The 26,545-nt window shown below is 66.5% G+C and carries 23 protein-coding genes and 1 pseudogene; 10 read left to right on the top strand and 14 right to left on the bottom strand.

From position 1 onward, the window contains the following. Positions 1-1,289: 1,289 nt before the first annotated feature. Positions 1,290-1,637 carry a hypothetical protein gene (locus TNCT1_RS13170; RefSeq protein ID WP_143631086.1) on the top strand — a complete coding sequence of 116 codons (348 nt, stop codon included), beginning with the start codon at positions 1,290-1,292 and terminating at the stop codon, positions 1,635-1,637. A gap of 495 nt (positions 1,638-2,132) precedes the next feature. On the opposite strand, the gene TNCT1_RS13165 is transcribed toward TNCT1_RS13170, so the two are convergent. Further along, entirely contained in the window at positions 2,133-2,459 is a 327-nt protein-coding gene (locus TNCT1_RS13165; RefSeq protein WP_143631085.1) for a CbrC family protein, read from the bottom strand. A gap of 728 nt (positions 2,460-3,187) precedes the next feature. Between TNCT1_RS13165 and TNCT1_RS36280 the strand changes: the two genes are divergently transcribed. Next, entirely contained in the window at positions 3,188-3,523 is a 336-nt protein-coding gene (locus TNCT1_RS36280) for a hypothetical protein (protein ID WP_235902563.1), read from the top strand. A 12-nt stretch (positions 3,524-3,535) separates the two neighbouring features. Here TNCT1_RS36280 and TNCT1_RS36935 read toward each other — a convergent pair. The 8 genes and pseudogenes from TNCT1_RS36935 to TNCT1_RS13125 all read right to left on the bottom strand — a co-directional run. Then, a pseudogene (locus TNCT1_RS36935) lies at positions 3,536-3,844 on the bottom strand (MBL fold metallo-hydrolase); the annotation flags it as partial. Further along, positions 3,841-4,545 carry a hypothetical protein gene (locus tag TNCT1_RS13155; protein ID WP_143631083.1) on the bottom strand — a complete coding sequence of 235 codons (705 nt, stop codon included), beginning with the start codon at positions 4,543-4,545 and terminating at the stop codon, positions 3,841-3,843. The pseudogene TNCT1_RS36935 and the gene TNCT1_RS13155, both read right to left, overlap by 4 nt. A gap of 10 nt (positions 4,546-4,555) precedes the next feature. Further along, on the bottom strand, positions 4,556-6,670 hold the full coding sequence (locus TNCT1_RS13150) for a sensor histidine kinase (protein WP_143631082.1): 2,115 nt from the start codon (positions 6,668-6,670) through the stop codon (positions 4,556-4,558). 1,986 nt (positions 6,671-8,656) lie between these two features. Continuing rightward, the gene (locus tag TNCT1_RS13145; RefSeq protein WP_143631081.1) at positions 8,657-9,208 is read right to left on the bottom strand and encodes a helix-turn-helix transcriptional regulator; all 552 of its coding nucleotides are present in this window, start codon (positions 9,206-9,208) and stop codon (positions 8,657-8,659) included. A gap of 549 nt (positions 9,209-9,757) precedes the next feature. After that, complete coding sequence (locus TNCT1_RS13140) at positions 9,758-10,231, bottom strand: hypothetical protein (protein WP_143631080.1); 474 nt, start codon at positions 10,229-10,231, stop codon at positions 9,758-9,760. Between the two features lie 78 nt (positions 10,232-10,309). Continuing rightward, positions 10,310-10,519 (bottom strand): hypothetical protein, encoded by a 210-nt coding sequence (locus tag TNCT1_RS13135; protein ID WP_143631079.1) that lies wholly within the window; start codon positions 10,517-10,519, stop codon positions 10,310-10,312. Between the two features lie 144 nt (positions 10,520-10,663). Further along, positions 10,664-10,888, bottom strand: coding sequence for a hypothetical protein (locus tag TNCT1_RS13130; RefSeq protein ID WP_143631078.1), 225 nt, complete (start codon positions 10,886-10,888; stop codon positions 10,664-10,666). 521 nt (positions 10,889-11,409) lie between these two features. Further along, positions 11,410-11,985 carry a GNAT family N-acetyltransferase gene (locus TNCT1_RS13125; RefSeq protein ID WP_143631077.1) on the bottom strand — a complete coding sequence of 192 codons (576 nt, stop codon included), beginning with the start codon at positions 11,983-11,985 and terminating at the stop codon, positions 11,410-11,412. A gap of 270 nt (positions 11,986-12,255) precedes the next feature. Between TNCT1_RS13125 and TNCT1_RS13120 the strand changes: the two genes are divergently transcribed. The 3 genes from TNCT1_RS13120 (at position 12,256) to TNCT1_RS13110 (ending at position 13,743) form a co-directional block, all read left to right on the top strand. Then, positions 12,256-12,465 (top strand): hypothetical protein, encoded by a 210-nt coding sequence (locus TNCT1_RS13120; protein ID WP_235902561.1) that lies wholly within the window; start codon positions 12,256-12,258, stop codon positions 12,463-12,465. A 318-nt stretch (positions 12,466-12,783) separates the two neighbouring features. Continuing rightward, positions 12,784-13,119 (top strand): STAS domain-containing protein, encoded by a 336-nt coding sequence (locus tag TNCT1_RS13115; protein ID WP_160160397.1) that lies wholly within the window; start codon positions 12,784-12,786, stop codon positions 13,117-13,119. 210 nt (positions 13,120-13,329) lie between these two features. Beyond that, a complete protein-coding gene (locus TNCT1_RS13110) occupies positions 13,330-13,743 on the top strand; it encodes a hypothetical protein (protein WP_216856614.1) in 414 nt (137 codons plus the stop codon). A gap of 75 nt (positions 13,744-13,818) precedes the next feature. On the opposite strand, the gene TNCT1_RS35825 is transcribed toward TNCT1_RS13110, so the two are convergent. Beyond that, positions 13,819-13,974 (bottom strand): hypothetical protein, encoded by a 156-nt coding sequence (locus TNCT1_RS35825; protein WP_174266270.1) that lies wholly within the window; start codon positions 13,972-13,974, stop codon positions 13,819-13,821. Positions 13,975-14,017: 43 nt separating this feature from the next. Then, positions 14,018-15,103, bottom strand: a complete 1,086-nt coding sequence (locus tag TNCT1_RS13105; protein WP_143631075.1) for a glycosyltransferase family 2 protein — start codon at positions 15,101-15,103, stop codon at positions 14,018-14,020. Between the two features lie 702 nt (positions 15,104-15,805). Here TNCT1_RS13105 and TNCT1_RS13100 point away from each other — a divergent pair. Both TNCT1_RS13100 and TNCT1_RS13095 read left to right on the top strand, forming a co-directional pair. Then, positions 15,806-16,384: a fasciclin domain-containing protein gene (locus TNCT1_RS13100; RefSeq protein WP_143631074.1), complete on the top strand. Its 579-nt coding sequence runs from the start codon at positions 15,806-15,808 to the stop codon at positions 16,382-16,384. Positions 16,385-16,499: 115 nt separating this feature from the next. Beyond that, positions 16,500-17,006 carry a glutathione peroxidase gene (locus TNCT1_RS13095; protein WP_143631073.1) on the top strand — a complete coding sequence of 169 codons (507 nt, stop codon included), beginning with the start codon at positions 16,500-16,502 and terminating at the stop codon, positions 17,004-17,006. A gap of 169 nt (positions 17,007-17,175) precedes the next feature. Here TNCT1_RS13095 and TNCT1_RS13090 read toward each other — a convergent pair whose 3' ends face one another. The 3 genes from TNCT1_RS13090 to TNCT1_RS13080 all read right to left on the bottom strand — a co-directional run bounded on the left by TNCT1_RS13090 (position 17,176) and on the right by TNCT1_RS13080 (position 19,434). After that, the gene (locus TNCT1_RS13090) at positions 17,176-17,367 is read right to left on the bottom strand and encodes a DUF397 domain-containing protein (protein ID WP_143631072.1); all 192 of its coding nucleotides are present in this window, start codon (positions 17,365-17,367) and stop codon (positions 17,176-17,178) included. A gap of 191 nt (positions 17,368-17,558) precedes the next feature. Beyond that, complete coding sequence (locus TNCT1_RS13085; RefSeq protein ID WP_143631071.1) at positions 17,559-18,416, bottom strand: helix-turn-helix transcriptional regulator; 858 nt, start codon at positions 18,414-18,416, stop codon at positions 17,559-17,561. Between the two features lie 262 nt (positions 18,417-18,678). Then, positions 18,679-19,434, bottom strand: coding sequence for a GPP34 family phosphoprotein (locus tag TNCT1_RS13080; protein WP_143631070.1), 756 nt, complete (start codon positions 19,432-19,434; stop codon positions 18,679-18,681). Positions 19,435-19,615: 181 nt separating this feature from the next. Between TNCT1_RS13080 and TNCT1_RS13075 the strand changes: the two genes are divergently transcribed. From TNCT1_RS13075 to TNCT1_RS13065, 3 genes are all read left to right on the top strand, one after another. Further along, positions 19,616-22,684 carry a D-alanyl-D-alanine carboxypeptidase gene (locus TNCT1_RS13075; protein WP_143631069.1) on the top strand — a complete coding sequence of 1,023 codons (3,069 nt, stop codon included), beginning with the start codon at positions 19,616-19,618 and terminating at the stop codon, positions 22,682-22,684. 183 nt (positions 22,685-22,867) lie between these two features. After that, positions 22,868-24,775, top strand: coding sequence for an MFS transporter (locus TNCT1_RS13070; protein ID WP_174266269.1), 1,908 nt, complete (start codon positions 22,868-22,870; stop codon positions 24,773-24,775). Between the two features lie 205 nt (positions 24,776-24,980). Continuing rightward, positions 24,981-26,540, top strand: a complete 1,560-nt coding sequence (locus TNCT1_RS13065; RefSeq protein ID WP_143631067.1) for a sodium:solute symporter family protein — start codon at positions 24,981-24,983, stop codon at positions 26,538-26,540. The last annotated feature ends 5 nt before the right edge of the window (positions 26,541-26,545 follow it).

The following is a 26,545-nucleotide window of genomic DNA, read 5'->3' as shown; positions in this document are numbered from 1 at the left end:
CGGCCCGCTCCGCCCGCGCTGCGCCGACGCGCGCCCACTGGTGGATAGGGCCGGTGGCCATGAGTCGATCACCGCATAGCGCGGCCACGGTCAACACAGTGCCTCCGGCGGGGGATCGGCCGGCACCGGGGTGGAGAGGGCGCCGTCGCCGACCGCGGGTCCATTGTGGCGGATGCTGGGGGCTCCCATCCCGCACACCATCGACCCAGGCAGAGCCGAGCAGACGCGGCCCCTGGCGTCCAGGTCGTTCGTACAGTGGCGCGCTCCACCTGGACGCCAGGAACCACGCCCGCTCCACGATGTGTGGGTCGACGGCGTACGGGATGGGAGCTGGGGAGAGTGGCGGGTTGAGGGTAGCGGGACGAACCGCACCCAATCCCCAACCTGCTACACAGGTAGTTTTCCGGCCAACCTTGGCGAGGACGCTGTAGCTACACAGTGACTACGGTTTGTAGCTACACCCTGACCTGGTATCCAGCACCGACACCAGAAATGCCGCCCCGGGAAAGCCAGCCTGACACCAAACGCTTCGTTGCCGGAAGTGAGCGCCTGTCCGATGGCCGGATTGGGACGCGGGTGCGGCGCTGCTACCGTCTCCAAGCAGTTCGGCCACACGCAAGCCACAAGTACTGAGGAACGCACGTAAGTTGCGGCGTCCACACTGCTACAGTATCCGGACTGCACGCACACCGACGACCCGCTTGGCGGCTAGCCTTCCACAACCATCGCCTTGCGGGTCACTCGATATAAGGAGGCACCACATGGACGGCCATAGCCGCCACTCTATAGGACCAACTGTCTCGAGTACCGTACCCCCTAACGCATTGCATTGCAATGCGTTGCACCGCGAACACCGCGACCATGGAACCGAGGAGCCGACTCCCCGCACCCGCGAGGCATGGAAGCACCCTGTGTGCTTGGCAGCAATGATCAGTGCTGTAGCCAGCCTAATCACCGCATTGGCCTTGCTGGGCAAGTAGCCGAAACCCAGGCGTGCCCATGCACGGCCGACGCTGGGCCGTCCATGGGCCGTCCGAGGGCGGCCGACGACGACCAACGTTGACAACGACCGACAGATAAGTCGCAGGTCGCAACAGTGGTCGATCACACGGCCGCAGGTCAGAGACCCGGCCCTTCACTTCTTCGGCTACTGATCGCCCGCTGCGGTACCAGGACTGCCTCGCTTTGGAGGAAGGCAACCTCTGACGGGTCGTCGGCAACTACGCTCACCTGGCACCCCGGCATCAGGTCGGGGCGCCGTTCACTGAATGACCAGGGGGGTCGTCATCATGGGACTGAACTCTCGCAAGGCCCAGATCATCATGGGCTTGCTGCCCATCGGAACTCTGAGCCTGTTCATCTTCTTCCCGTTCGTGTGGCGGGCTCTGAAGACCAAGAAGGCCAGCGACAGCACCCTGGCCGCCGTGTTCACCGTGGCTGAGGTGGCGCTTCTGGTGGCTCTGTCCTTGTCGCCGCAGACCCACAAAAACGGGCCGGACAACCTGGCCGCCATGCTGATGTGGGTCGTGATGCTGGCGGCGACCATCACGGCGGCCTGGCTGTACCGCCCGCTGAGCAAGGAAGAGCGCATGGACCAGGCCGCGCAGAACCAGCGGCCCGGCTCGTCGTACCTGTAAGACGCCGTCCCTTGAGGAGGCGCAGGCGTGTATCAGGTCCGTGCCAGATCGTGCGGCGAACCATGGGGCGGTTGCTGTACGGCAGCGAAGCACAGCAACCACCGTGACCACACCCGATTACCATTGGCCCCGGACGACCGGCTGACCTGCTGAGCAGACCTCAGCGGCCATCTCGCCCATAGTTCGCATCGAGGAGGCCGCGGGGTGTGCCACTTCCGTGCCAGAACGGGCGGGGACTTACGGGGAATCGAGGTTCCCCAGGGTGCGCACGGCCCTACGCCACCCAAGACAGGGATTCCAGGTCAAGCCCAGGGTCCTCCAACCTCGCTCCTAAAGCGGGTGTCGCAGGTTCGAATCCTGCCGGGGGCACCAGCGCAAAGGCCCCGGACCGATCATGGTCCGGGGCCTTTGACATCCACTTCTGACATCAACGGGGGCGGCCACTGTCGCCTGCAGCCTCATCGGCTACCGCAGACTCGCCGAGGCAGACGATCTTCAGGATGCGTCCGCGTAGGCGAGGTGGGCCCCACAGGCGGTGCAACGGAAGAGCATGGCAGTCGCACCCTCGCCCAGGTGGTTCAAGAAGTGCTCGAGCTGGTTTTCGTCGTGCCAGCTCTCCATGCGCATGTCGGCCCGCAATTGGTCGAGGGCTTCCGGATGCGCCGCCAGCCCGGCGTACCCGACTTCGCCCACGAAGGCCGCCGCATCCTGGCAGTGGACGAGCCAGTGCGGATCCTGCCAGGAGTGGAAGCCAGGTGTGCGGCGGGTGACCTCATGCAAGACGTCCTCGCTGACGCCGTCAAGGCGGTTCGCTCCGCTCACCGCGCGCGGCCCAGCCCCCGGCCGGGCCTGCGCTCCTGCCTTCGTCCCGCTCCAGCCCGGCCGGCGTCCGTGCCGCGCGCACAGCGTTCAGTCACCTGACGTCAGAGAAGGGGTACGTCGTGGCTAGGGCCGGTCGGCTCCACGGCTTTAGCCACCTCCCCGGTCCGGGTCCCGCGTCGAGCAAAACCAGGGGGCCACTCGTGCACATTGCGGTCAGGCCCAAAGCCTGCCCGAGTTGCCAACCAGCGTACGGCCCCCTGATCATGCTCGGCCCCAGACCGGGCAGGCCACCGACCAAACCCGTTCCACCGACCTCCATGCCTTGCTCATTGAACACGCTGGTTAGGCACGTTACCCCTGGGGATACACATCGGCGCTTCTAGCTTTTCGACCCACGCTCGATGCGCACTGAGGTTCGGCTCAATCTCTAGACCATCAGCCACTATTCGGACTCGGATTGACCCCGCACAGCAGCTACCCAACGCGCGTCCGGCCGCAGGCTGTCCCGCCAGATGCGCCAAGCTTCGCTGGGCCGGGATGTTCGGGTGACATCGACGCGCTAATTGAGTGCACGCCAGCCGAATAGCCGGAAAGTTGTCTCTAATGCATTCGACAACTTCACGCAACGGGTTTTCATAGCTGCCCCGCCCCATCGAAAAGACCACTACCTCAGGCTGCAACGTGTCGCAGAGGCTGGTCGCAAAGTCTGCCTCAAGGACAGACCCGCTATGGCCACCATGATGTGGGTAGACCAGTACGGGCGCAGCATCCAACTGCTTTCTGCTAAGGATTTGACGAAAACCTGCAGCATCAACGTCACCGGGCAGGAAGAGAGCTGGCCGCCCATCTATCTGCACCTGCAAGACAACAGACATGCCATTGGTCGTGATTTCCGGACGAACTTTGCCAGCAGCGCCAGGGCCGTGCCCGATATCACGAAGTGTCGGGTGAACCACCTCGATACCAATTCGATCGAGAGAAAGCTCATTTCCGTCAGCATTGCTTATTCCTATGCGAACCTTGCAAACGCCAGCGTCTGCGAGGGCCGCGAGGAGGGCAAGTAGTTCACTCCACTTCTTCGAATCCTTAGTGCTGTCAGAGTTAGCCCAGACCGTACCAATTTCGAAATCACTGTTCGGAAGCAGTCGCAACGCACCAGCGATGTGGTCGGTATCAGCATGCGACAGAACCAGATGCTCGATCCTGTGAATACCCGAGTCTATTAGTGCCTGGTAAAGCAACTTGTCGGACTTGGCGTCAACAATTACGCACCTAGCACCATCGCGCAAGATGGTCGAATTCCCATGCCCTACGTCCAGAATGACCGCCTCCACCGAGCTATCAGGGGCCGCAGTCGTCGGGGTATGCAATTGCGAAATGATCATTCTCCCCTCCACCCGGAAGGGGGTACAGGCGCCAGCCTAAGATCCTTGAAAAAGAGATCAGACTCATGTTCCGCGTAAAAGTTGACCTCACCTAGGTAGATCTTTCCGATAAGCGAGGTAGAGCCTACTCGGGACTGTGGCGGCAGGAGAGCAATCGGTATCGTGACGGGAACGTCGGGTCTCCAAGCCGTAACTGTCACGTCGAGCGTAGGACGACCGATGTGGTCATGGACATCAACTACAGTGATAGGGGTAAGGAACCCTCTGCGCTCCAAGGAGCGGTGCCCAGTAGCCTCTTCTTCGGCAACGCGGAGCGCCTGCGCAATTTCTCCCGTGGAGCCCGGGCCCTTTTTGACGATCCGCGGAATTCCGTACCGCCAAGTTCGGATACTGGTTGCTTCGTCATCCTCTACGTAAGCACTATAGAGAATCGCAGGCAGCCCTCGCTCATTAGCTCTGGCTACGAGCCGGGCACCATCGAAGTCAACGCCACCGCGAGGGTGCAGGCGGTGATCGGAGATCAGAGCGCCGCACCCTTTCGCCAAAAGATAGTCCAGTAACTCATCCATCTTTCTAGGTCCGCGGAGCAGCACCGAAAAGACCGAGAGGTCGAGATCTTCCACCTGATCACAGGCACGCTCGAGGTCGTCCTCTCGATCGTCTAATACCGCTACAGGGGAAGTTTTGTCGCCGAGCGCCACTTATACCTCGCTATGACTGGGGCGCAGATTCTGCATGCCTCGGAAGAAGAATCTTGAATGAGGCTCCACCGAGTTCGCCATTCTTTTCAACTGAGATTTCACCATCATCGAGAACGGATTTCTTGCCATGCAAGTCTGCAACGATGTCCTTCACGATGGTGAGACCAAGACCAGTCCCGTCCGCATTGCTACCCTCGCCTGGGAGCCAAATATCCTTTAGCGAGATGCCGGATATACCGGGACCGGAGTCGGCGACCTCGATCGAGATCCTTGCCGGTTCTGCGCGCGTTCGGATGAGGACGACTCTCTCCCGCGCTGTATCAGTGGCTCGACTGAAGGATCGTGCCGCGTTGATCACCAAGTTGGCGTAGATCGACTCAACGTCGGAGGCGGGTGTAAGCACCCTGGCCGGCTCAGTGCAAAGGTCCAGATCCAGCCTGATGTGCCAGTCTGCTAGATACCCCTCGAACATTTCGGCGAACTCACGACACGAGTCATTGATGTCAACGACCTTAGCTCGCCTTTTGTTTCTGCGGAGCATCCTGAGGGGCAGTTTTGCAAAGGAGTGAATAGACGCCGCTGTATTACGGGCCCTCGACAACACCTTGTGGATTCGGTCCTCGTAAAGCTCGGCGCCAACGGCTGCTCGTGCCCTACGCTCGATAGTCTCCAGGTCTTGACCCAGACCGCCTGCTGACCCAATGGACTCATGGGCAAAGACGGCGGTACTGATACCAACGGTCGCCAACGAGCGGTACAGGAGCCGATCTCGCTCGAGCTCCTTGATGAGTCGGTCTTGCGTGCTGACGATATCTGATACCTGTTGACGTTGGGTTGGCGGCAGTGCCTGTAGAACGTCCTCGACTTTACGCGTGGCCTCTTCGTTCTCTTTTCGTGCCATAGCTGTTCCGCCCGTGCGCTTTGTTTCGCGCAGACGAAGACGCTCTCGCGCAGCCCAATCGGTTGCCCGGGCGGCGAAGTCACGAAGCTCCAGAAACGGCGCATTCTCCTGGAACCCCATGCGGTCAGTCTTAGGAATCAGCAGGTTTTCAGGGTCATCTATGCACACACGTCCGACACTCGTGTTCGTCGACGGCCTCAACTCGGGACTGCGGGCCCTGAGAAGGTTTAGTTCCAGCCAGTCGAACCCTGGGTCGCCGTACGGATGCACACGAAGCCCACGATGGAACAGATGCACACCACCGACGATCCTAAGCCACGGACGAAGATCTGTGTGCTTCCGCATGGATTGGCGATGCTCGAATGATTCCTTATTTAGGGTGAACATCCAGAGCTCAAAGGTTGCCGACGGCGCCTGGTACATCATCGGAACCCGGAAGTGGCCTCGATCCTTTGTCAAGGCAACTTCCCCGTGATCACCGCTAGCTATGGACTCACCTTTCCAGTTGTAGAGATTAGCCGAAGCTTGACCATTCTCATCAAGACGCGCTACGAGCTTATACTCGCACTCATCGAAAAATCCTCGACTCACGCCTTCAGAGACGCGCTTGAACTGTGGCGCGTCGAGAATGGCCGTGAACTCGGAATTCTCGTCATCGAAAAAACCAGTGAGCAAGCGCATCGCTCGCCCTAGGCGCTCCATCTCCGTCTCGGAGAATCCATGCCGGAGCCGATGGATGGTGATGCTAGTTCCCGGCCCCTGCTTGGTTGGTACGGTTTCTATGGCCAGCTCGACCTCGTCGACGGAAGCCGCAGATTCGTACGCTGCCCAATCGATGCGCAGTACGTGAGCTACACCCGGCTGGCTGCGAGGCCGGGTGATGAGTTCAACGCGATGTCCGAGGCGTAACGCAGCGAGGCGCCCAAGCCCCTTCTCACCAACCTTGCGCCGACCGTCCCGTGTCAAGGGCTTTGACACCTTCGGCGACCTACCGATGATCAAGAATCCGTCGCGGATCTCCGCTTCGGTCATCCCGTCGCCGTTGTCCTCAACGACGAGTATGCCGCCGGGGTCTACCGCGTTGTGCAGGGTGACCGTGCATCGGGAGGCATCAGCGTCGTACGCGTTCCGGACAAGTTCGATCACACCTAGGTCTGGGTGTGGGATGAGCTCCTCACCGAGGCGAGTCAGGATCTCCGTAGCAAAGCGCAGGTGAGTGCTCACTCGTCCCCCCTCTGGGCTGGGCCGGCCCCCAAGTTCCCCTCGCCGTCCCGTCTGCTGCAGAATACTGTCAACTGATCGTCACTGCCAGTGTGCGCAAGGCTAGTTGACGCTGTCGAGAGGACGAGCCCTTGGGAACCACTGGCTACGCAACGTTCACCCACCACCTTCGGCTGCTCGCGTCGGACGTCGGCCGCGGTGCTTGGAGAGGGATTGAGCAGGACGTTCAGTTAGCTCTGAACGGGCAGGCCGCTCAGCAGCTACGTGCCCTCGTGCCCCTGCAAGTTCGGCGCGAAGAGGGAGCCTTCTTCACTGGTGGCAAGGTGCGGGATGCGTTCACATCCCTGGTCACAGACGCCGGCGCTGAGGCCGCAACTGGCTTCTGGGACCCGTCTTGTGGCGCTGGCGATCTACTTCTTGCTGTCACTCAGCACCTGCCGACAGCGCAATCGCTACCAGTCACCCTGGCCCGATGGGGACGCCTACTGCGTGGTTGTGACCTACAGGAGCAGTTCGTCGAGGCCGCACGCCTTCGACTGTTCCTTGCAGCCGCTGATCGGCACCACCGTGAGGGTCGGCCCGAGAAATTCATGCCTGGAGTAGGCGCAAACGCGTTCACAAGAGTCAAGGTTGCGGACGGCCTGGCAGCTCTGGACGCCGCTAGGGGTTTCAAGGGACATCTACTGCTTAATCCGCCATACGGCTCGGTGCAGGTAGACGCCTCTCATGATTGGTCCAGTGGCGCCGTCTCACAAGCGGCCTTGTTTGTGCTGGCTGGTGCCCGGGCCCTATCAGTAGGGCAGCAACTACACGCCGTCTTGCCAGACGTTCTACGAAGCGGAACACGCTATGAGGCGTGGCGTACCAGAGTCGAGCAATACCTGAATGTCGGCAAAATATCGGTCTATGGGCAGTTCGACCAATACACAGACGTTGACGTTTTCATGCTCTCGGGAGCGCGTACCCGCAAGTCTTCAACCGCTTCACCTAAGCGACTTTGGTGGGATGAGCCGGACACAGAATGTCGCCTAGATGACTACTTCGAAGTACGCGTGGGACCAGTGGTCGACAACAGGGACGCACATAAAGGGCCCGAGGTTCCCTTTTTGACCGCCCGGGATCTTATTTCCATTGACTCAGGGTATAAGCTTTCACGCACCCGTAGGTATCCAGGTCGCTTGGTCAATCCGCCTTTTGTAGCGGTTCGCAGAACGTCAAGGCCAGGGCCCGGCACCGGCGGCAGCGCGAGGGCTGCTGGAGTACTCATCACCGGGAGTGAGCCAATTGCCGTAGATAATCATCTGATTATCATCAAGCCACGCTCACAAGAAAGACAAGACTGCATTGAACTTCAGAAATTTCTGTCGTCTGATGTTGTTTCTCAATGGCTGGATCAAAGGATTCGCTGTCGCCATCTAACCGTCGGAGTCGTGCGAGCGCTCCCTTGGGGCGTTCACTCGACTACACATGAGAATGCCGCCGAACCCGTTAGTCTCCCTAGGCAGCGCAGCACCGAAAGCGAACCATCACTAGACTGAGACTCGCCACACGCGGGGGATCGCAAAGTGACCGGCGAGCTCTGCTCGAACGTTGGGTTCGTAGTCGTAGGCAGACCGGAGCCAAGCAGCGAGCAAAGGCGCTTGAAGTCATGCGCCCTATCGGTCGCTCGAGTCTCACCCGAACTGAGCGACTGCCCCTGCTGGCCTGGAGTGCTACTGGGTCACCGCGGGGGGAGAACTTCCGGGGCTTGGCTGGATGACCTCGGGCAGGCTGTGGACCACTTGTGGACGCACTCCCCGCAATCTGGCGATCGCGATACAGTGACCTGCAGATACGTGCATCACGACCACGCCCTCCGGAGCTGTGCGCATCGCCCTGGAGTGTCAACGAGAGTCGCTGATGCCGCCTAGGGCTGTAGCCATGATGGGGATCATGCTGCCTTGTCTGTGGCTCGACGTTGATCGGCTGCCGACCAACTTCAGCCCTCCGTCACCCATCCCCGGGGTCTGAGAGGGCGTCGAGCTTCGCCTGAGCATCGGGATCGACTTTCACACTCGGGTCCTTCTTGATGGCGTACAACTCGGGCGGCCTGAGGTAACGCAACTGCTCCGCGGTGAGGGGCCCCTCGCTGCCCTCGATGTACGCCCTCAGAAGCTCGGCAGAGAGCTGATCCCTCCACAGCCTGATCCCGCGCTTGTCAAACATGGCCATCGCCATCTGAAACATGACCGGTAGATCCGTCTCATCTACCTCCCTAAGTACGGAAAGGAGGGTTCGCAGGCGCTCGGGCACGGTGTCGTCGGGTCGGACGCCGCACCACTGCTCGGCCACCATTTCCGCCACCCGGCGCTGTGGCACCTCCAGGGCCTTGGCTAGGTACGGGAACAGGCCCGGCTCCGGAGGGTTCTCGATCTCGTTCCATCGCACCTTGTTCCACCAGGTCACTGACCGCTTGAAGTCGCAGTCGTGAGCCATCTCCTGGTACGTCTTGCCTGCCTGGGAGTTGAGCCGGGTCACCCGCTCACTGAATGCGTTCGCCATGGTCGAGAGCATCAGCTCAGGTTTATGAGTTGTCAACTCTCGTTGAAGACAACTGTCCTTTCTGGTAACGCACTTCAACCAGCACGGCTGGTGTGTTCCTGACAGGGACTGCGGCGCAGCTACCCTCGACCGCGGCCAGACGTAAGGACCCTAGGTGCAGAAACTGACAGCCAAGCCTCTGTTCTGGTTGACGGCATCAGCAGCGTGGCTGAGGACAGCGGGAGTGCAGCGAGGCACACGCGCGCCTGGTCGGTCGGCGCGCCCACCGTCGTGGCTGACTGTCGTCGGCTGAGGTTCGTGCCACAACCGTGCCAGTTGCAGGGGTCAGCCACGGTCAACACCGGTGCCCCGTGGTCGAGTAGCCGCTCGCTTCCTCGGCCGGCGAAGTCGCAGCTCAGCCCGCAGATCACCCAGCCTCTCTCCTGAAGCGGGTGTCGCAGGTTCGAATACTGCCGGCGCGCAGGCGTAAAGACCCCGGACCGATCATGGTTCGGGGCCGCCTCAACGCATGAAGACAAGGGCGGCAGCCTTTCTCGTACGACACTCCTACTAAAGAAGCTCAATCACCGCCCACGCAGCGAATCCAATACCTATGATTTCAGCCAATACTCCCCAGATCAGCATATTCGATCGAATGATATTGATGCTGTGAGCCGAGGTGCATGCGTCGAGTTGAGCACTGGCAATGATGCACTTCGCCTCACCTGCAGGGCCATTCCAATCGTCTACCGGGAAGATGCTCCTCAAATCATCGAGTTTGAGGTTGCGCGTCTTCCGGAAAGCGGTGTTCGAAATAAGCCCTACTACTGTAGCTATCACCAGGGAGACCATAGAGGCAGTCAGTGCAAATGAAATGCGATGCGGCACTTGGGTGGCGGGTCGCCCGCGCGTAGCCACAGCAGCGGCACCGAACAGCAGGGTGACGATAGCACCAGACGTGCTGATCACCGCCAGTGCTCGCGACTGCAGGGCGGCACCGATGGCACGCTCTTCATTTAAAAGCGTCTGGATCAGATCTGCCACAACTGGACCTGCCGCCTCGCTCCCTGAAGCCCTCCCCTTCGAATTCGCCTCCCCGCCCGCCTCACCCATCTCTTTCACCTACTTCCAGCCGCCACGCCCTTGTTTTGATTTCTTAATTAGCGTGAAGCTCTTACCTTTGATTTCGGACACCTTCTTGCGGGTACGCTCCTTGGCCGCCTTTCCCAGTCTTTCGGGCTTTGTTCCCAGATGAAAGCCTTTTGCTCCTCCTTGCCCACCACCCTTATTCCCTGCACCACTCGATCCGGCGCTAGAACTACCTGCAGTCATTGCGTTTCCTTTCACACCTTCAGTTATCAGTCAACTCTGATTCTGGCCGACATGGGTTCGAGGCGCAGGTTGAAGTAAGGCAAACGGAGTAACCGAAGAGATACAAACGGAGAAGCAGCCGGCAACCAGCCAGAAAGCTGCGATCTATGCCTTCTCCAGGTGCTCCCAGCTGTACCGGTGGTGTTGTCCAGCCGAAGTCAGCTCGACTTGCTTGTTGACGATCAACTCGCCGCGGTCAGGTAGGGCCTCGATGTACCAGAGGCCACCTTCCTCGTCCGCATGGCGGAAGCGGTGCAACAGGGTGGCGTCCTCATCGAGTGCTCGGTAGTACGCCACGGTCTCGGCTTTGATGCACTTGAGGTCAACCACGAGTTGATCGTGCCAGCCAGCGCACAAGGGTGCACCGTCTGACGTCCACGAGTGACATCAACGGCGCCGGACGTCAGCACTCCTAGGCGGTCTGGCATGGCCAACGTTGCCGGCTGGATCCCCGGCAGAGCCGAGGAGTGATCGAACTCCTAAAGCGGGTGTCGCAGGTTCGAATCCTGCCGGGGGCACCAGCGCAGAGGCCCCGGACCGATCACGGTCCGGGGCCTTTGACATCCTCTGACATCAACGAAAGCAGTCACCCACGCTGGGGCCGCCTCTCGAGGAAGACCAGCTTGGGCTTTCGGCCGGCACCCTCCGCCCGCCGACGCTCCCCGCCCCGGGCCCCGCAGAGCGCGGGCTGCCGTGCGGTCTCCCACGCACTGGCGAGCTCGGCCGACAACTCGCCGAAATGCGCGCGTGAGGCACCGGACAGGGCAGGACGGGAACAGGCCGCACGGGCCCAGGTCAGCCTCACAATCACCCAACCCGTGGGGCCCTTTTCGTGTCACGGGCCGACCGGGTCACCCGCCATGTCCGCCGAGACCGTACGCCGCTTGGCGGATCGCGTCTGCCGGGGCCTCGAAGACGATCGCGAGCCCGTCGCGCTCGTTCCCCTGCTCGCCGACGCGCGTGAAACCGAAGCCCGCGATGGTGGCCAGGGAGGCGGTGTTGTCGGAGCCGATCCTGGCCCGCACGGTCCTGACACCGGGTTCGGCAGCGGCCCTGACGAGCAGCGCCCTCAGCATGGCGCGGGCATAGCCCTGGCGGCGATATCCGGGCACGACGGTGTAGCCGACCTCGACCACGCCGGCCTCGTCCGGTGGCCCGTGGAACCCGGCGTCGCCGACAACGGCCCCGTCCGGCTCGGACACCGCAGCCCGCGTGATCCAGGGCGCGGCAGACGGATCCTTGGCGAGCTGGTCGGCGCGATAGCCGAAGATCCAGCGAGCCCGGTCGCAGACGAAGTACTCGTCAAGGGCGACCCCGGCCTCGGCGCTGCCGCCGGCGAGGTCACCGTCGGCAAGCGCCCGCAGAGCCTTCGCGCTGAGCTCGACGAAGCGGACGCGTTTGGAGATGGAGAGAGTTTCGTGATTCATCGCGGGGATGTTCGCCCCAGCACCGCAGGGGTGTCCATCGCTTTACGGCCTCGGCGGAGTCGTTCAAGCCCCGGCTGCGCTCCGCTCCGCCGGGCGCGCTCCCGGCTCCGCTCCGCCGCCGCTCCTGCCTTCGGCCCGCTCCGGCGGGCCGCGCCGACGCGCGCCCTGGTGAGAGTTCGGGGAAGGCCGGGCCATGCCACAGGGAAATGGGATCCTCGCGAAACGTCGAGGCAGACACTGTGGAACTGGACGCTGTCCCGGATCCGCATCGTGCATACGGACGACCAGGTGATAGCCATGGCCCGCGGCATGCTGAAGGCGGCCGGCCTGCATGGGCACCAGTACGCCGTTGACGCCGTGCTGGCAGCCGTGGCCGGGCGGGAAGCCGCGCAGGGAGCGCAGGCAACCGTTTTCACCTCCGACACCGACGACATGAATCGACTCCTCGCCGGCCACTCCGTGCGAGTCGAGAAGGTCTGACGAGAAGCCGCCCGCGCCTCACCCCGACCACTCGCCGACTCCCCGGGAAGCCCGCGCAAGCGGGATGCGGGATGCGGGCCGTCGAGAAGTGATCGACTCAGGGGGGTGCCTGGTCGAAGCGGGCCGTCCTGTGCGACGCTGGCTGGACGACCAGCCTGGTCTGGTGGGAGACCCCGCGCCGGCCTTGCGGGCCACCGCGGTGGCCGGGGAGTGGTGCGGGTGGTCTTGCTCGACTGTGCGCGGCTCCCATACCGCCGCGCGCTTGATGCCCCGTAGATGTGGGTGTGATGGGCTCGACCCCGAATGGAGGGGCGAACCGTGGACGACCTCACCGTGATCGCTCGAAGGCACCCCGAACACACTGTGATCACCGTAGCCGGTGAACTGGATCTCGAGACCTGCCCCGTACTCGCGCAGGCCGCGTTCGCCGAGCCGCTGGGCGGCATGACGCTGCACCTGGAGTTGTCGGGCGTGTCCTTCATGGACTCCAGCGGTCTCAACCTGCTGCTGCAACTGCACCAGCGCCTCGACGGCGAGGGCGGACGGCTGCTGGTCTCCGGCCTGCAGGACCAGCCCGCCCGGGTGCTGCACCTGACGGGCGCCTACGCCGTGCTCGTCGCGGACACCGCCGAGCTGTCCCCGGCCCAGCTCTGAGACGTCGCGAAGGGAGCCGCGGGAGGCCACCGCCGGTCCCCCTTACGGCGCCCCAGCCCCCGGCGCCGTGGCCACGGACTGAGGAATCACGGAATCACGGGCTGCCGCACGACCGGTGGGAGTCACGCGAGCAGGCTGGAAGACCGGCCTAGAGTGACCCGTATGCGGTGGTGGGGGAATCGCCCGGGGTGGGCTCGGTGGCTGGCGGCGGTGTACGTCGTCGGGTTCCTCGAAGGGACGGGGGCGCACGCCTACTTTCTGGCCGCGGGTGGGCTGGACGCGTACGACTACGCGCCGGCGCCGGTGCGACTGCTGTTCCACGGTCTCCTTCTGCTCGATCCGCTGGCCGCCGTGCTGATCGTCCGCGGCCGCCCGGCCGGGCCGCTCGTGTGCGGCGCCGTGATGTTCTCGGACGTCGTCGCGAACTGGTGGGTGCAGTGGAGCGACGTGCTGGCGCGTCCGGCCGCTCACCTTCGTCCGGTCGGGCTGTTGCCGATCACCCTCTTCGGCGTGCTGGTTCTGGCAACGGCCCTTCCACTGCGACGCGTGCTGACCTCCACGGCTGTCACCGGCGAGGACGAGCGGCGGCGGACCGCGCCTGCCCGAAGCCGAAGTGTGAGGTAGCCGCTCCGAAGCAACGGTCCGGGTGGCCGCTCCCCGGAGCGGGAGGGCCACCGCGGGCCTCGGGAGGGGCAGCGGTCAGAAGCGGTGGCCGCGGGGGACGATCCGCATCACGGCGGTTCCGAGGGCCACCAGGGCGAAGGCCGCCAGGCCCAGCCAGACGCTGGTCATCACGCCTATGCCGGTCGAGGCCAGCGCGCCGCCGCCTACGGTCGCCGCGGGGTTGTTGTACATGGGTCCTCCCAGAATGATCGATGTGGGTTGTTGGAGCGACCTGCTACCAGGCGCGTTCACGGCGGAACACGGAGTCCAGGTACGCCTTGGCGTGGCAGGCCTGGAGCAGGAAGTCGAAGAGCAGCTCGTACATGGACGCGGCGAGCAGCATCCGCTTCCACCCGCGCTCCCGTACGGTCACGACGCGCTCGACCACGAAGACGAGCGAGGCCCAGAGCCAGAGCGCGTGCACGTGGAACGAGTTCGAGGCCACGGAGTAGGCGATGGTCGACAGGTACACGACGGTCACCAGGACGCCGACCATGCTGAGGAGCTGGCGGCCCCAGTAGCGCCACGTTATGTGCGTCATGCCGTACTGGACGCAGTTCTCCACCGCGCCGCGTTTCCAGCGCAGCCGCTGGTCCCACAGGGCCTTCCAGGTCAGCATGACCTCGGTGGTGAGCGTGCACCCCTCCGGGGAGAGCACCTGGTGGCCGAGGTGGAGCACCGCGAAGGTCAGTTCGTTGTCCTCGGTGAGCACCGAGGTGTCGTAGATGCCCCCGGCCCCGTCGCCGGCCGGGAGCCGGCCGGCCAGGCGCGCCTCGGAGATCTGCCGCAGCACCCGGGCCCGGAACATGGCCGCCGTGCCGGTGAGCACCAGGCACTTGCCGCCCAGGCGCTTGACGTCCCGCGAGTAGCGGGCGTACTCGTTGCGCTGGAGGTGGCCCACGAAGCCGCCGCCGGGTCCGCCCCGGAAGGTGCCGCCCACTCCCCCGTAGCCCCTGGCGAGGTACTCCGTCCCGCAGGCCAGGAAACCGGGGTCCAGGGCGCTGTCCGCGTCCGTCACGAGGACCACGTCGTCGTCGTGCAGGTGGGGCAGCAGGCAGGCCAGGGCCTGGTTCAGGCCGCCGGCCTTCTTGTGCCGGTTGCCCCGGGTCTCGAAGACCTCGGCGCCCAGGGAGTGCGCGATGGCCACGGTGGCGTCGGTGCAGTTGTCCGCGACCACGATCACCCGCTGCGGGGGCAGGGTCTGCCCGTACAGCCCCTGGATGGAGTCCGCGATGGCGTCGGCCTCGTTGTGGGCCGGGATCAGGGCGATCACATTGCGAATCTCGGCGGGCTTCAGGCCCGTCCTTCGATGCTTCCCCATGGTGCTTCCTGCGGAGTCGGTCTGAGAGGGATGTCGGCGGGGGCTCGGTGGATGACGGCATGTGAGCGCGTCAGAGCGACGTACGGGGCGTCGTGCCCCGTACGTGTGTCACCGAGCCGGCCTCCGCCGGGCGGCCTTCCTCGTCGTAGGCCGGCACCAGGGCGGTGATCGTCGAAGTCACGGTCGTCTCGGGCGAGTTGCGACGATGGACAGCCCGTCGGCCGCGAGGCCGCGCATGATGTCCCCCCTCACCCCACCGCGGGGGGCGAAGACGGCCGTGCCGGTAGGCCGGCCGAATCACCCACCCAGACGCCCTTGAAAGCTTCACATGATCTGCACATGACGCCCGACGAATCGTACTGTCTCGCTCCGTTTCGGATAAGGGGCTGTCTGGCGCGTTGAGTTGGGAAAGAGGCCGGGCCACCCACCGCAAAGCGGGACACATCAACGCAGTTGTCCTGCCTTCAACTAACTTTTACGTGGCCTATATCACGGCGTGCGGACGCATGCTGTGCTGTCTGAGCCGTCCGGGCTTCGAGATGCGGCCATCCGCGCCCCTGGATACGCTCACTGAGCGGCCGGGTGACGGCGGCCCAGGAAGCCCTGGTGCGGCAGCCGTCCCAGCCCGCCCGCGGAACACAAAAAGACATCCGCAGTTCGAAGCCTCTGCTGTGCTCACGCCTCCACGGGAGGAAGGTTGCGATGAGGTTCACCCGCATGCGTAAGGCCAAGGCCACCGCGGCAGCTCTGGTGGCACTCCCGCTCGCGCTCGGAGTTCCGGCCGCGCAGACCCACGCGCAGGAAGCGTCCCCCAGCCCCTCGGGAACCTTCGGTTCCGGCTGTTCGGCGCTCTCCCAGAAGGTCGACACGACCAAGGACAAGGTCGTCAACGCCGCGGCCGCGTACCCCCAGCTCAGCCAGCTCGTCTCGGCCGCGGTCCGGGCGAAGCTGACCGACACCCTGAACGGGAAGCCCGCCATCACCGTCTTCGCCCCCAACGACGACGCCTTCAAGAAGGTCACCGTGTCGGACCTCACCTCGCTCCTCGGCAACGAGGGGCAGCTGAAGAAGACGCTGACCTACCACGTCGTGGACAAGCAGATCACCCCGAACGAGCTGTCCAACGGCTCCTTCACCACCGTGGAAGGCGGCAAGCTGACCACCTCGGGCTCGGGCAGCAACTACAAGGTCAACGGCAGCGCGAGCATCGTCTGCGGCAACATCAAGGCCGCGAACGCCACCATCTACGTCATCGACTCGGTCCTCAAGCCCCCGTCCTGAGCCGGTCCGTGCGGACACGGCCGTGAGGCCCTCCCGTCCGGCGGACGGGAGGGCCTCACTCACGGCGCGCCCCTGCACCCGCCCCGGACGCGGCGGCGCGGGCTAGCATCCGGGCATGACTGCTACTGACCACAACGGTTCCGTGCTGGACGTGGAGATCGGGGCCCTCCAGGGCGGCTCCGCCGAACTGCCGGGTTACGCCGGCAAGACCGTGCTCATCGTGAACGTGGCCTCCAAGTGCGGCCTGACTCCGCAGTACACGGGCCTGGAGCGGCTGCAGGAGCGGTACGCCGAGCGGGGCTTCACCGTGCTCGGCGTGCCCTGCAACCAGTTCCTCGGACAGGAGCCCGGCACCGCCGAGGAGATCGCGGAGTTCTGCTCGGCCACGTACGGGGTGACGTTCCCGCTGACCGAGAAGATCGAGGTGAACGGGGAGGGGCGGCACGCGCTGTACGAGCGCCTCGTCGGCTTCGCGGACGGTGAGGGGCACAGCGGCGACATCCGCTGGAACTTCGAGAAGTTCCTGATCGGCCGGGACGGACAGGTCGTCGCCCGGTTCTCGCCGCAGACCGAGCCGGAGGCGGCCGAGGTGGTCGCGGCGATCGAGGGGCAGTTGGGCTAGCGGGACCGACGCAACCGCCAAGGCGCGGCGCTCTGTTGCGTCGAGCCCTCTCGGCAAGGACGGCGACTGGTCGAGAGGGCTCCGTGAGCGACGCCTGGGCGGTTGTCGTCGGGCGTGCGGCCGTCGTCGGGCGAGGTCGGTGCCCCGACGGCCGGAAGGGGCTAGGTTCCTAGGCCTTGACCGAGGCCACGAAGACGTTCCACGCCTCGGCGGGGAAGGCCAGGACCGGGCCGTCGGTGACCTTGGAGTCGCGTACGGCGAGTTCCGCGGTGGTGGGCGACTTGACCTCGACGCAGGCGCCGTTGCCCGCGGAATAGGAAGACTTCATCCACGTCTCCGAAGCGCCCTGAATCAGTGCCATGTCCACTCCTGTTGCCAGTTGCTGTAGTGCGGGTTCGCGCCAACCCTGTCGTCTGATTGGCGTGATCGACGCTACCGGGCAACTGCCGTCTCCGGAGGAGTCGTTCACTCAAGCGGATGGCATATTCCAGGTGAGCCTTACGCTGGAGTGGACCACTGGTGTACGATCCCGCGCCCTCTGTGAGGTACGGCTCAGTCCGCGTACTCCTTGGCCACCTTTGCGATGAGTTGCCGGGACTGTTCCACATTGAGGGACTGTGCCCGGAGATGCTCGTACATCACGGCGTACTTCTGCACGTCCGGCGCCTTCTCCAGGTACAGGTCGCTGGTGACGCCCTCCAGGTAGACCACGCTGGAGTCGGCCGCGTCGGTGAACTCCAGGATCGCGTACTGGCCGTTGAGGCCCGGGTGGGCGCCCACCTCGAAGGGCAGCACCTGCACGGTGACGTGCGGGAGCTGGGACATCTCGATCAGGTGCTCCAGCTGTTCGCGCATCACCAGCTTGCTGCCGACGACCCGGCGCAGCGCCGCCTCGTCCAGCACCACCCACAGCCGCAGGGCGTTGACGTCGGCGGTGATACGTTCCTGTCGCCGCATGCGGACCCGCACGCGCTTCTCGATCTCGGCCGTCGACGTCTCCGGCAACGCGCCCCGCACCAGCGCCTCCGCGTAGGCGGGGGTCTGCAGCAGGCCGGTCACCAGCTGGGGTTCGTACACGCGCAGCGACTCGGCGTCGGTCTCCAGACCGATGTAGACGCTGTACGGGATGTCCCCGAAGGTGTGCCACCAGCCCTGCTGGCGGGAGTCGCGGGCCATCTCCATCAGCGAGTCGACGACCCGCTGGTCCTCGACCTCGTACACCCCGCACAGGTCGCGCACGTCGCGCTGGCTGATGCTCCGGCGGCCGTTCTCCAGCCGGCTGATCTTCGACTGCGACACGAGCAGCCGCTCCGCCACCTCTTCGGCCGTCATGCCCTTGAGCTCGCGGAGCCGGCGCAGCTCCTGGCCCAGCCGGCGCCGCCTGACGGTGGGATTGACACTGGACGCCACGGGACGTGCACCTCCGGCTGCCTGCCTGTACTGACCACTTTGTGTATCTGCTGTTGAGCAGACTGCCACCAAGGTGCTTTCCGCCGCTGGGAAACGGTGGATGTGCGGCACGCGCACACCGGTCAGGGGCCCGGCCCGCCCCGCCGCGCGCACGGCCGAGCGGGGCGGTGGGACCACACGGGTCCCACCGCCCCGCTCCGACCAGCGGCTCCCGTGAGGGTCTCGGGGACTGGTACCGGTGTCGTGGGGACGACGGTGCGGCTCAGTGGGCCACGGCGCGTGCCATGGACCCGCGGTGCGGCTGCATCGGAACCCCGCGCGCCGGTTCCGGCACGCTCCTGGCTCCGGGCCCCGCCGGGCGTCCGGCCGCGGCCGGACCGCGCCGCGGCTGGGCCACCGCGCCGTTCTGCACGTCCATGACGGCGTGCGCGACCAGCCCGCCCATGGGGTCGTGCCGGATCAGGTCCCGCAGCCGGGAGCGGGAGGATCGCCCCTCGTTGCCCGGATACAGGTGCTTGCCCAGGCCCACCGCGTGCGCCAGCGCGGCGAGCGCCGCGGTCCGCGGGTCCGGCGGTACGCCGGTGCGGATCGCGTTGTCCAGCCGGGATCGGATCTCCCGGCTGATGGCGGTGTCCGTCGCCTGGTAGCGCGTCGTCGGCAACACCCCGCACATCTGGCCCGGTACGGCGGCGACCATGCCGCACCGCTCCAGGTGCGAGAGGTAGATCTGGCGGAGCCCCAGGCGTGGCCCGCCGATCCAGTGAACGGCACGCACGGGAGCGCCACGCCTTCGCAGCAACTCCAACGCGCAGTCCAAAGTCGGATCTCCAGTCGGCCGTGGCACCACCACGGCGATACGATCCCCGTCTGGGGCTATCCGTCCGGCCAGCGCCAGCTCCACTAGCTGTGCTCCGGCCAGACCGAGGTCGAGCGACTGCGGCTGCGCAGTGGTACCCGTGGCCGGGTCCAGTGCCAGCAGCAGAAGCTCCTCCGGAAGTGTTCTGCGGCTCCTGCCCATCCATGCCTCCCCGCGTGGATGAATGACAGGGTGACCCCTCTCACATTGGTCTGTCGAGAGCGCGTGACCGGTTCGTAAGGGAACCGGTAGGTATGTCGTTCTCGTCTACCGCAGGGGCCAAGTCCTCACACAGGACACTGGTACATGGTTCGGACAGGGCGCGCGAGTGTGCGTGCGGCGCATGGAGGAGGCATCGGTGGCGGGCGAGTCCCCCGACAGGTCGAAGCAGCGCGAGTCGTCGGCGGAACCGACGTCGGGGAGCGGGGGTTCGGTTCCCGAGGCGCGCGATCCGCGTCTGACGGTGTCCCGGGAGAAGGATTCCTCGGCCGCCGTCGACACGGCGACGAAGATCCTCTCGGTACGGGACGCGAAGAGGGCCGCCGACTCGGAGAAGTCCGGCGCCGGCACTCCCGGGGAGGGCCAGGACTCCGACCTCCGCGAGGCGGTCTCGGCCTGGATCCGCTCGGCCGAGGACCCGCAGGCACAGGCCGGCGCGAAGGGCGAGGACGCCGCGCGCACGGACGAGGGCACCGGGCCCGGGGCGGCGGCTGACGCGGCCGAGGACGCCCCCGTCGACGCGGCACCGGCCGCGCCGGACGCTGACGCGGAGTCGGGCGCCGGGACCAGGTCCCGGGCCGGCAGCGACGCGAAGGCGGCAGCGGGGGCTGGTACGAAGGCGGGCGGGTCCGGCATGGGCTCGGGCGCCGCGTCGCCGGGCGTGGATGGCGACGCCGACACCGACGCCAAGTCCGACGCGGACGAAGCCACTTCGAGCGCGGACGCGAACTCGGGCACGAAGGGCTCCGGGGCCGCGGGCGCGGGCACCGGTGCGAAGGCGGGCGGGTCCGGCACGGGCTCGGGCGCATCGTCGCCGGGCGCGGATGGCGACGCCGACACGAAGGTGGACGCCGGCACGGGCGACGCCTCAGAGGCGAAGGCGGAGTCGGGCGCGAAGGCGGCTACGGCAGTTACGGCAGCCACGACCGCCAAGGGCACCGGCGCGGACTCGGTGAGCGCGGACGGCGACGCCGGCACCGACGCCTCCAAGGTGACCGGGGACTCGGCCCCGGAGACCGCCAAGGGCACCGGCGCGGCTTCGGCGAGCGCGGACTCGGTGAGCGCGGACGGCGACGCCGGCACCGACGCCTCCAAGGCGACCGCGGGCTCGGCCCCGGAGACCGCCACGGCCACCAAGGGCACCGGCGCAGCTTCGGCGGACTCCGACTCGGACTCGGACTCCGACACGGACGCGAAGAGCGCCAAGGGCGCGAGCACGGCTCCCGTGAACGCGGACGGCGACGCCGGCACCGGGTCAAAGGCCGCCGGCGCCAAGGCCGCCGAGGCGGCCGCCGGCGCGACCGCCGGCGCGGACGCCGAGAGCAGTGCCGACGCGCGCCGCGACGCCGGCCGTGAGGCTGACGACGGCGAGGACGCGAAGGCAGGCACGGGCGCGAAGACGGGCGCCGATGCGAAGACGGCCACGGACGCGAAGGCAGGCGACGCCAAGGCAGGCACCGACGCGGACGCCAAGGCGGGCGCCGACGCGGACGCGAAGACGGGCGCCGATGTGAAGGCGGCCAAGGTCGCGGGGGCGAAGGCCGCCGCGGCGGCCGCCAGGGCGGCGAAGGCCGCAGCCGCGCCGCAGGACGCCTCCCAGGACTCGCGCACGGCCGACGGCGCGAGCGGTGCGAAGGCCTCTCCCGCCGGGGCGGAGGGCGTCGACCAGCCCACCACCGCCTTCAAGAGCGTGCGCCCGAAGAAGCCCGAGGTGGACCAGCCCACCACCATGCTCAAGCTCGGCACGGCCAAGCCGAAGCCCGAGGGCGCGGCCAAGGCGCCCGCCGGGCCCGCCGCCCCCGACGCGGAGCGTGCCAGCAAGTTCGTCCCGCTGCGCAACCCCGACCTGACCGCGCCCACCAGCGCCGTCCCCCAGGTCGGCCCCGAGCGCACCACCCAGCAGCCGCTCCCGCCCAAGCCGCCGCTGGACCTGCTGGCTGAGCTGACGAACACGCCCCCGCCGCCGGAGACCCCGGTCCGCACGCTGGTCCGCCGGGTCAAGATCTGGACGCCGCTGGTCATCCTGCTGGCGATCGTCTTCGCGGTCGTACAGGCGATGCGCCCGCTCCCCCAGCCCACGCTCGACCTCACCGCGAAGGACACCTACACCTTCGGCGGCGGCAGGACCGCGATCCCGTGGCCGGCCCAGGGGCAGGCCGCGCTGGACGTGCAGGGCATCGGCACGTTCGGTTCCTCGGGCGCCCAGAAGCCGGTGCCGATCGCGAGCGTGGCCAAGGTCATGACGGCGTACATCATCCTGCGCGACCACCCGCTGAAGAGCGGCGCCGACGGCCCGAAGATCAAGATCGACCAGGCGGCCCAGGACCAGTCGAAGGCGGGCCAGGAGTCCACGGTCGACGTCACGGCCGGCGACAGCATCTCCCAGCGGGAGGCCCTGGAGAGCATCCTGATCGCGTCCGCGAACAACGTGGCGCGGCTGCTCGCGCGGTGGGACGTCGGTTCCGAGAAGGCGTTCGTGACCAAGATGAACGCCACCGCCAAGAGCCTCGGCATGACGAACACCACGTACACCGACCCCTCGGGTCTGACGAACTCGACGGTGAGCACGGCCGTGGACCAGGTGAAGCTGGCCAAGGCCGCGATGCAGGAGCCCGCCTTCCGCGAGGTCGCGGCGATGATGTCGTACGACGACTACAAGGGTGTCAACCACTCCAACTGGAACCACCTGGTCGGTCACAACAACGTCGTCGGCATCAAGACCGGCACCACCACCTCCGCCCTCGGCAACCTGGTCTTCGCGGCCAAGCAGGAGGTCGGCGGTGAGACGCGGACCATCGTCGGCGCCGTGGTCCGCCAGCCCGCCGGCGGCTCGGACAACACCATCCTCGCCGGAGCGCTGGACGCGGCCGACAAGCTGATCCGCTCCGCGCAGGGCGCGCTGAAGCCGGCGACGGTTCTGAAGAAGGGCGACGTCGTCGGGTACGTGGACGACGGGCTCGGCGGCCGTACGCCGGTGGTGGCCACGAAGGACGTCACCGCGGCCGGCTGGTCCGGTCTGAAGGTGAAGCTGTCCTTCACCTCCGACGTCGTGCCGCACACGGCGAAGGCCGGCACCAAGGTGGGCTCGCTCACCGTGGGTGACGGCGGGGCCGGTGCGGTGAAGGTGCCGGTGGCCCTGCAGAAGGACCTGGCGGAACCCGGTTTCACGGACAAGCTGACCCGCCTCGGCTGACCCGGCCCCCTGCCACCAGCGCACGCACCCCGTCGACGGAGCCCCTCGGCGGGGTGCGTGCTAGCGTCACGAAACGGGGCAGGTCGACGGTCGGGGAACGAGACCGCGAACTGAACGGGAAACGGCCGGGAACACGAGGGACACGGCCGAGAACGGAAGACGGGACACGGGGAGTGCCTTCAGGTGGCCACAACCGAGCGGACACGCTCCGACGACGCAGATCCGGACCCGGAATCCGGCCGGCGAATACGTCCGTCCGCGACTGACACGGACGGTCATCGCACCGGCCGTGCGGACAGCCGTCCCGACGACCGCGCGCACGGCGCCGCCCCGGCGCGGCGGAGCCTGCCGCTGATCCGTCTCCGCCTCGCCGCCGAGCCCCTCCGGCAGCGGATGCTGCGGCACCCCGTGCTGTCCGTCACCGCCCTCGCGGGCGCCCTGCACATCATCTGGTTCTTCACGTTCGCGAACAGCGGCGGCGACCTCGCGGCCCAGGACGCCTGGGCGGAGTTCGTCGGCCGGCACCCGGACTCGGCGTACAACCTCGCCTGGTACGGCGGCATGCACCCCGTGTCGTACAGCGTGGTGTCGCCGTACCTGATGTCGGTGCTGGGCGTGCGCACCACGATGATGCTCGCCGGGACGGTCTCGGCGGCCCTGCTGACGCTGGTCCTGCTGCGCAGCCGGGTGGTGCGCAACCCGCTGTGGGCCTCGCTCGCCGGGGTCCTCGCGCTCGTCTGCAACGCGGTGTCCGGGCGGGTCACCTTCGGGCTCGGCACCATGTTCGCGCTGGGCGCCGTGGCCGCCGTCTTCTGCTGGCCGCACCGGTGGCGTCACAAACGCTGGGCGAAGGCGCTGGTGGCCGCCCCGCTGGCGGCGCTCGCCACCATGGCCTCGCCGGTCGCGGGGCTGTTCGTGGGCCTGGTCGCGGTGGCGCTGTTCCTGCAGAAGCGGCGGCCCGGCGCGTGGGCGCTGGGGCTCGCGCCGTCGGCGGTGGTCGCCGTCTCGGCGTGGTTGTTCCCGTTCACCGGCACCCAGCCGATGACGTTCGGCTCGGTGGTGATGCCGCTGCTGTACGGGCTGCTGTGCCTGTTCCTGGTGCCCAAGGAGTGGCTCACCGTCCGGCTGACGGCGGGCGTGTACAGCCTGGGCGTGGTGCTGGTGTGGCTGATCAGCTCGCAGATCGGCTCGAACATCTCCCGGCTGCCGATGATGTTCGCGGGCGTGACGCTGGTCGCCGCGCTCCCTTACACCGTGCCGCGCTCGCGCAAGTGGTACGTGACCGTGCTGGCGTTCCTCGGCTTCGCCGGCTGGGTCGGCTTCAAGTCGGTCGACGACATCGTGCACACGACCCCGGCCGCGTCCTGGGCCCGTGAGCTGGCCCCGCTGGTCAACCAGTTGCAGAACGTCGGCGCGGAGAAGGGCCGCGTCGAGGTGGTCCCGGCGCGCTCGCACCGGGAGGCGTCCGCGCTGGCGCCGTACGTGAACCTGGCGCGCGGCTGGAACCGGCAGGCCGACATGGAGCGCAACCCGCTCTTCTACGACGACACCCTCAACTCGGCGAACTACCACGAGTGGCTCCAGCGGTGGGCCGTGCACTTCGTGGTGCTGCCGAAGGACGATCCGGACGGCAACGGCGGCGGCGAGCGCGAGCGGACTCTGCTGCGGCGCGGGATGCCGTACCTGCGGCAGGTCTGGGGCGACGCCAACTGGCAGTTGTTCAAGGTGACCGATCCGTCGCCGCTCGCCGAGCCGAACGCGGTGGTGGACCGGGCCGAGCAGGGTGAGATGACCCTGCAGGTACGCAAGCCGGGGCGGATCCTCATACGGATCCCGTACTCGCCGTGGCTGAGCGTCGTCGACGACGAGGGCAAGAGCCTGAAGCCGCCGCAGGAGACGGAGGCGTCCAAGCACCGGGACGAGGGCACGCCGAAGACGTACGAGAACGTCAACGGGTGTCTGACGGAGACGGCGGAGGACGCCAAGGGCGACCGGTGGACGGTGCTGCTCGCGCCGAAGGCCGGGACGTACCACCTGGCCGCGCCCTACCAGCTTCCGCGCGGCACGCCCTGCCCGGACGAGCTCAAGTAGGGCGCAGGGCCCCCTTCGGCACCCAGGTCCCCCGGTCTGCGGCCGGGGGATTTCTCGCACCCCGTGTCGTTCATATAGGTGAACCGCGATCACCCAGACGGACATTTTTGCTTTCTCTTGACGTTCCCCTTCCTTGCCGTGCGTACACCTCCGAAACCAGAGTTCACATGCCTGACCCTGACACGTGGACTCTGGAAGGGGACACATGAACGGTCTCGACTGGGTCGTGCTGATCGGCTACTTCGGAGTGATGGTCGCGATCGGCGTCTGGTCGCACAAGCGCGTGGACAACGTCTCCGACTTCTTCACGGCCGGCGGCAAGATGCCCTGGTGGCTCTCCGGCATCTCGCACCACATGTCGGGCTACAGCGCGGTGATGTTCACGGGGTACGCGGGCATCGCCTACACCTACGGCGTCACCTCCTTCGTCACCTGGTCCTTCCCGATCGCGCTCGGCATCGCCATCGGCGCCAGGCTGTTCGCGCCGCGCATCAACCGGCTGCGCTCCCGGCTGCACGTGGCCTCGCCGCTCGAGTACCTGAAGAACCGCTACAACCTCTCCACCCAGCAGGCCCTCGCCTGGTCGGGCATGCTGCTGAAGATCGTGGACGTGGGCGCCAAGTGGGCCGCGATCTCCACCCTGCTGTCGGTGTTCACCGGGGTGTCCCTGAACCAGGGCATCCTCATCACCGGCGCCATCACCGCCGTCTACTGCACGATCGGCGGCCTGTGGGCGGACGCGCTGACCGAACTCGGCCAGTTCGTCATCCAGCTGCTGGCCGGCGTCTCGATGTTCGTCGCGGTCGTGCTGAAGCTGAACGACAAGAACATCGGCCTGTTCGACGCCTTCGACCAGCCCGCGCTGCACGGCCACGGCAAGCCGCTGGTCGGCCCGTACGGCACGGTGTTCCTGCTCGCCTTCCTGTTCATCAAGCTCTTCGAGTACAACGGCGGCATGCTCAACCAGGCCCAGCGCTACATGGCGACGGGCAGCGCGCGGGAGGCCACGCGGTCGGCGCGGCTGTCCGCGGCACTCTGGCTGGTGTGGCCGGTGGTCCTGTTCTTCCCGATGTGGATGTCCCCGCTGCTGGTCCACGCCCAGAAGCCGGACGGCTCCGACTCCTACGCCCTGATGACCGAACAGCTCCTGCCGCACGGGCTGCTGGGCCTGGTCATCGTCGGCTTCTTCTCGCACACCATGGCCATGTGCTCCTCCGACGCCAACGCGATCGCGGCGGTGTTCACCCGGGACGTGGCGCCGGTGCTGTCCGCGCGGGCCCGGGGCTGGGGCGAGCGGTCCGGCCTGATCGCGGCCCGGGTGACGACCGTGGTCTTCCTGGGCCTGTCCATGGCGGTGGCGACCCAGGTCAACTCCCCCGCCTTCAAGGACATCATCACGGTGGTCATCAAGTGGGTCGCGGGCCTGATGGGGCCGATCGCGATCCCGATGATGCTGGGCCTGCTCCGCCCGTTCCGCCGCTCCGGCCCGACCGCGGCGCTCACCAGCTGGGCGGCGGGCCTGCTGGCCTTCTGGCTGGTGAACTACCCGGTCAACTGGCAGGTCGACGGCGGAGTCCCGCTGCAGTACCAGGTCTCCATCCCGCTCGCGGTCTCCCTGGTGCTGTACGTCCTGGTCGGCCACCTCAGGCCGGAGGACACCCCGGAGCGGCTGGCGGTCATCGAGAAGGTCAACACGGACGGGGACGCGGCGGCGGCCGTGCCGGTGCCCGCGAGCGCCGGGGACGACGTGGTGGGAGCGCCGTAGGGCCT

Origin of the sequence: Streptomyces sp. 1-11 (assembly GCF_007176755.1) — a bacterium.
In the GTDB taxonomy this organism is placed as follows: domain Bacteria; phylum Actinomycetota; class Actinomycetes; order Streptomycetales; family Streptomycetaceae; genus Streptomyces.
This window is presented reverse-complemented; position numbering and strand designations above follow the sequence as displayed.

Excerpts from the sequence above, each read along its gene's own strand:
- TNCT1_RS13090 (WP_143631072.1), bottom strand. The coding sequence starts at position 17,367 with ATGGCACTGATTCAGGGCGCTTCGGAGACGTGGATGAAGTCTTCCTAT.
- TNCT1_RS13125 (WP_143631077.1), bottom strand. The coding sequence starts at position 11,985 with ATGAATCACGAAACTCTCTCCATCTCCAAACGCGTCCGCTTCGTCGAG.
- TNCT1_RS13095 (WP_143631073.1), top strand. The coding sequence starts at position 16,500 with ATGACTGCTACTGACCACAACGGTTCCGTGCTGGACGTGGAGATCGGG.
- TNCT1_RS13105 (WP_143631075.1), bottom strand. The coding sequence starts at position 15,103 with ATGGGGAAGCATCGAAGGACGGGCCTGAAGCCCGCCGAGATTCGCAAT.
- TNCT1_RS36280 (WP_235902563.1), top strand. The coding sequence starts at position 3,188 with ATGGCCACCATGATGTGGGTAGACCAGTACGGGCGCAGCATCCAACTG.
- TNCT1_RS13170 (WP_143631086.1), top strand. The coding sequence starts at position 1,290 with ATGGGACTGAACTCTCGCAAGGCCCAGATCATCATGGGCTTGCTGCCC.
- TNCT1_RS35825 (WP_174266270.1), bottom strand. The coding sequence starts at position 13,974 with ATGTACAACAACCCCGCGGCGACCGTAGGCGGCGGCGCGCTGGCCTCG.
- TNCT1_RS13100 (WP_143631074.1), top strand. The coding sequence starts at position 15,806 with ATGAGGTTCACCCGCATGCGTAAGGCCAAGGCCACCGCGGCAGCTCTG.
- TNCT1_RS13075 (WP_143631069.1), top strand. The coding sequence starts at position 19,616 with ATGGAGGAGGCATCGGTGGCGGGCGAGTCCCCCGACAGGTCGAAGCAG.
- TNCT1_RS13080 (WP_143631070.1), bottom strand. The coding sequence starts at position 19,434 with ATGGGCAGGAGCCGCAGAACACTTCCGGAGGAGCTTCTGCTGCTGGCA.
- TNCT1_RS13065 (WP_143631067.1), top strand. The coding sequence starts at position 24,981 with ATGAACGGTCTCGACTGGGTCGTGCTGATCGGCTACTTCGGAGTGATG.
- TNCT1_RS13145 (WP_143631081.1), bottom strand. The coding sequence starts at position 9,208 with ATGGCGAACGCATTCAGTGAGCGGGTGACCCGGCTCAACTCCCAGGCA.
- TNCT1_RS13135 (WP_143631079.1), bottom strand. The coding sequence starts at position 10,519 with ATGACTGCAGGTAGTTCTAGCGCCGGATCGAGTGGTGCAGGGAATAAG.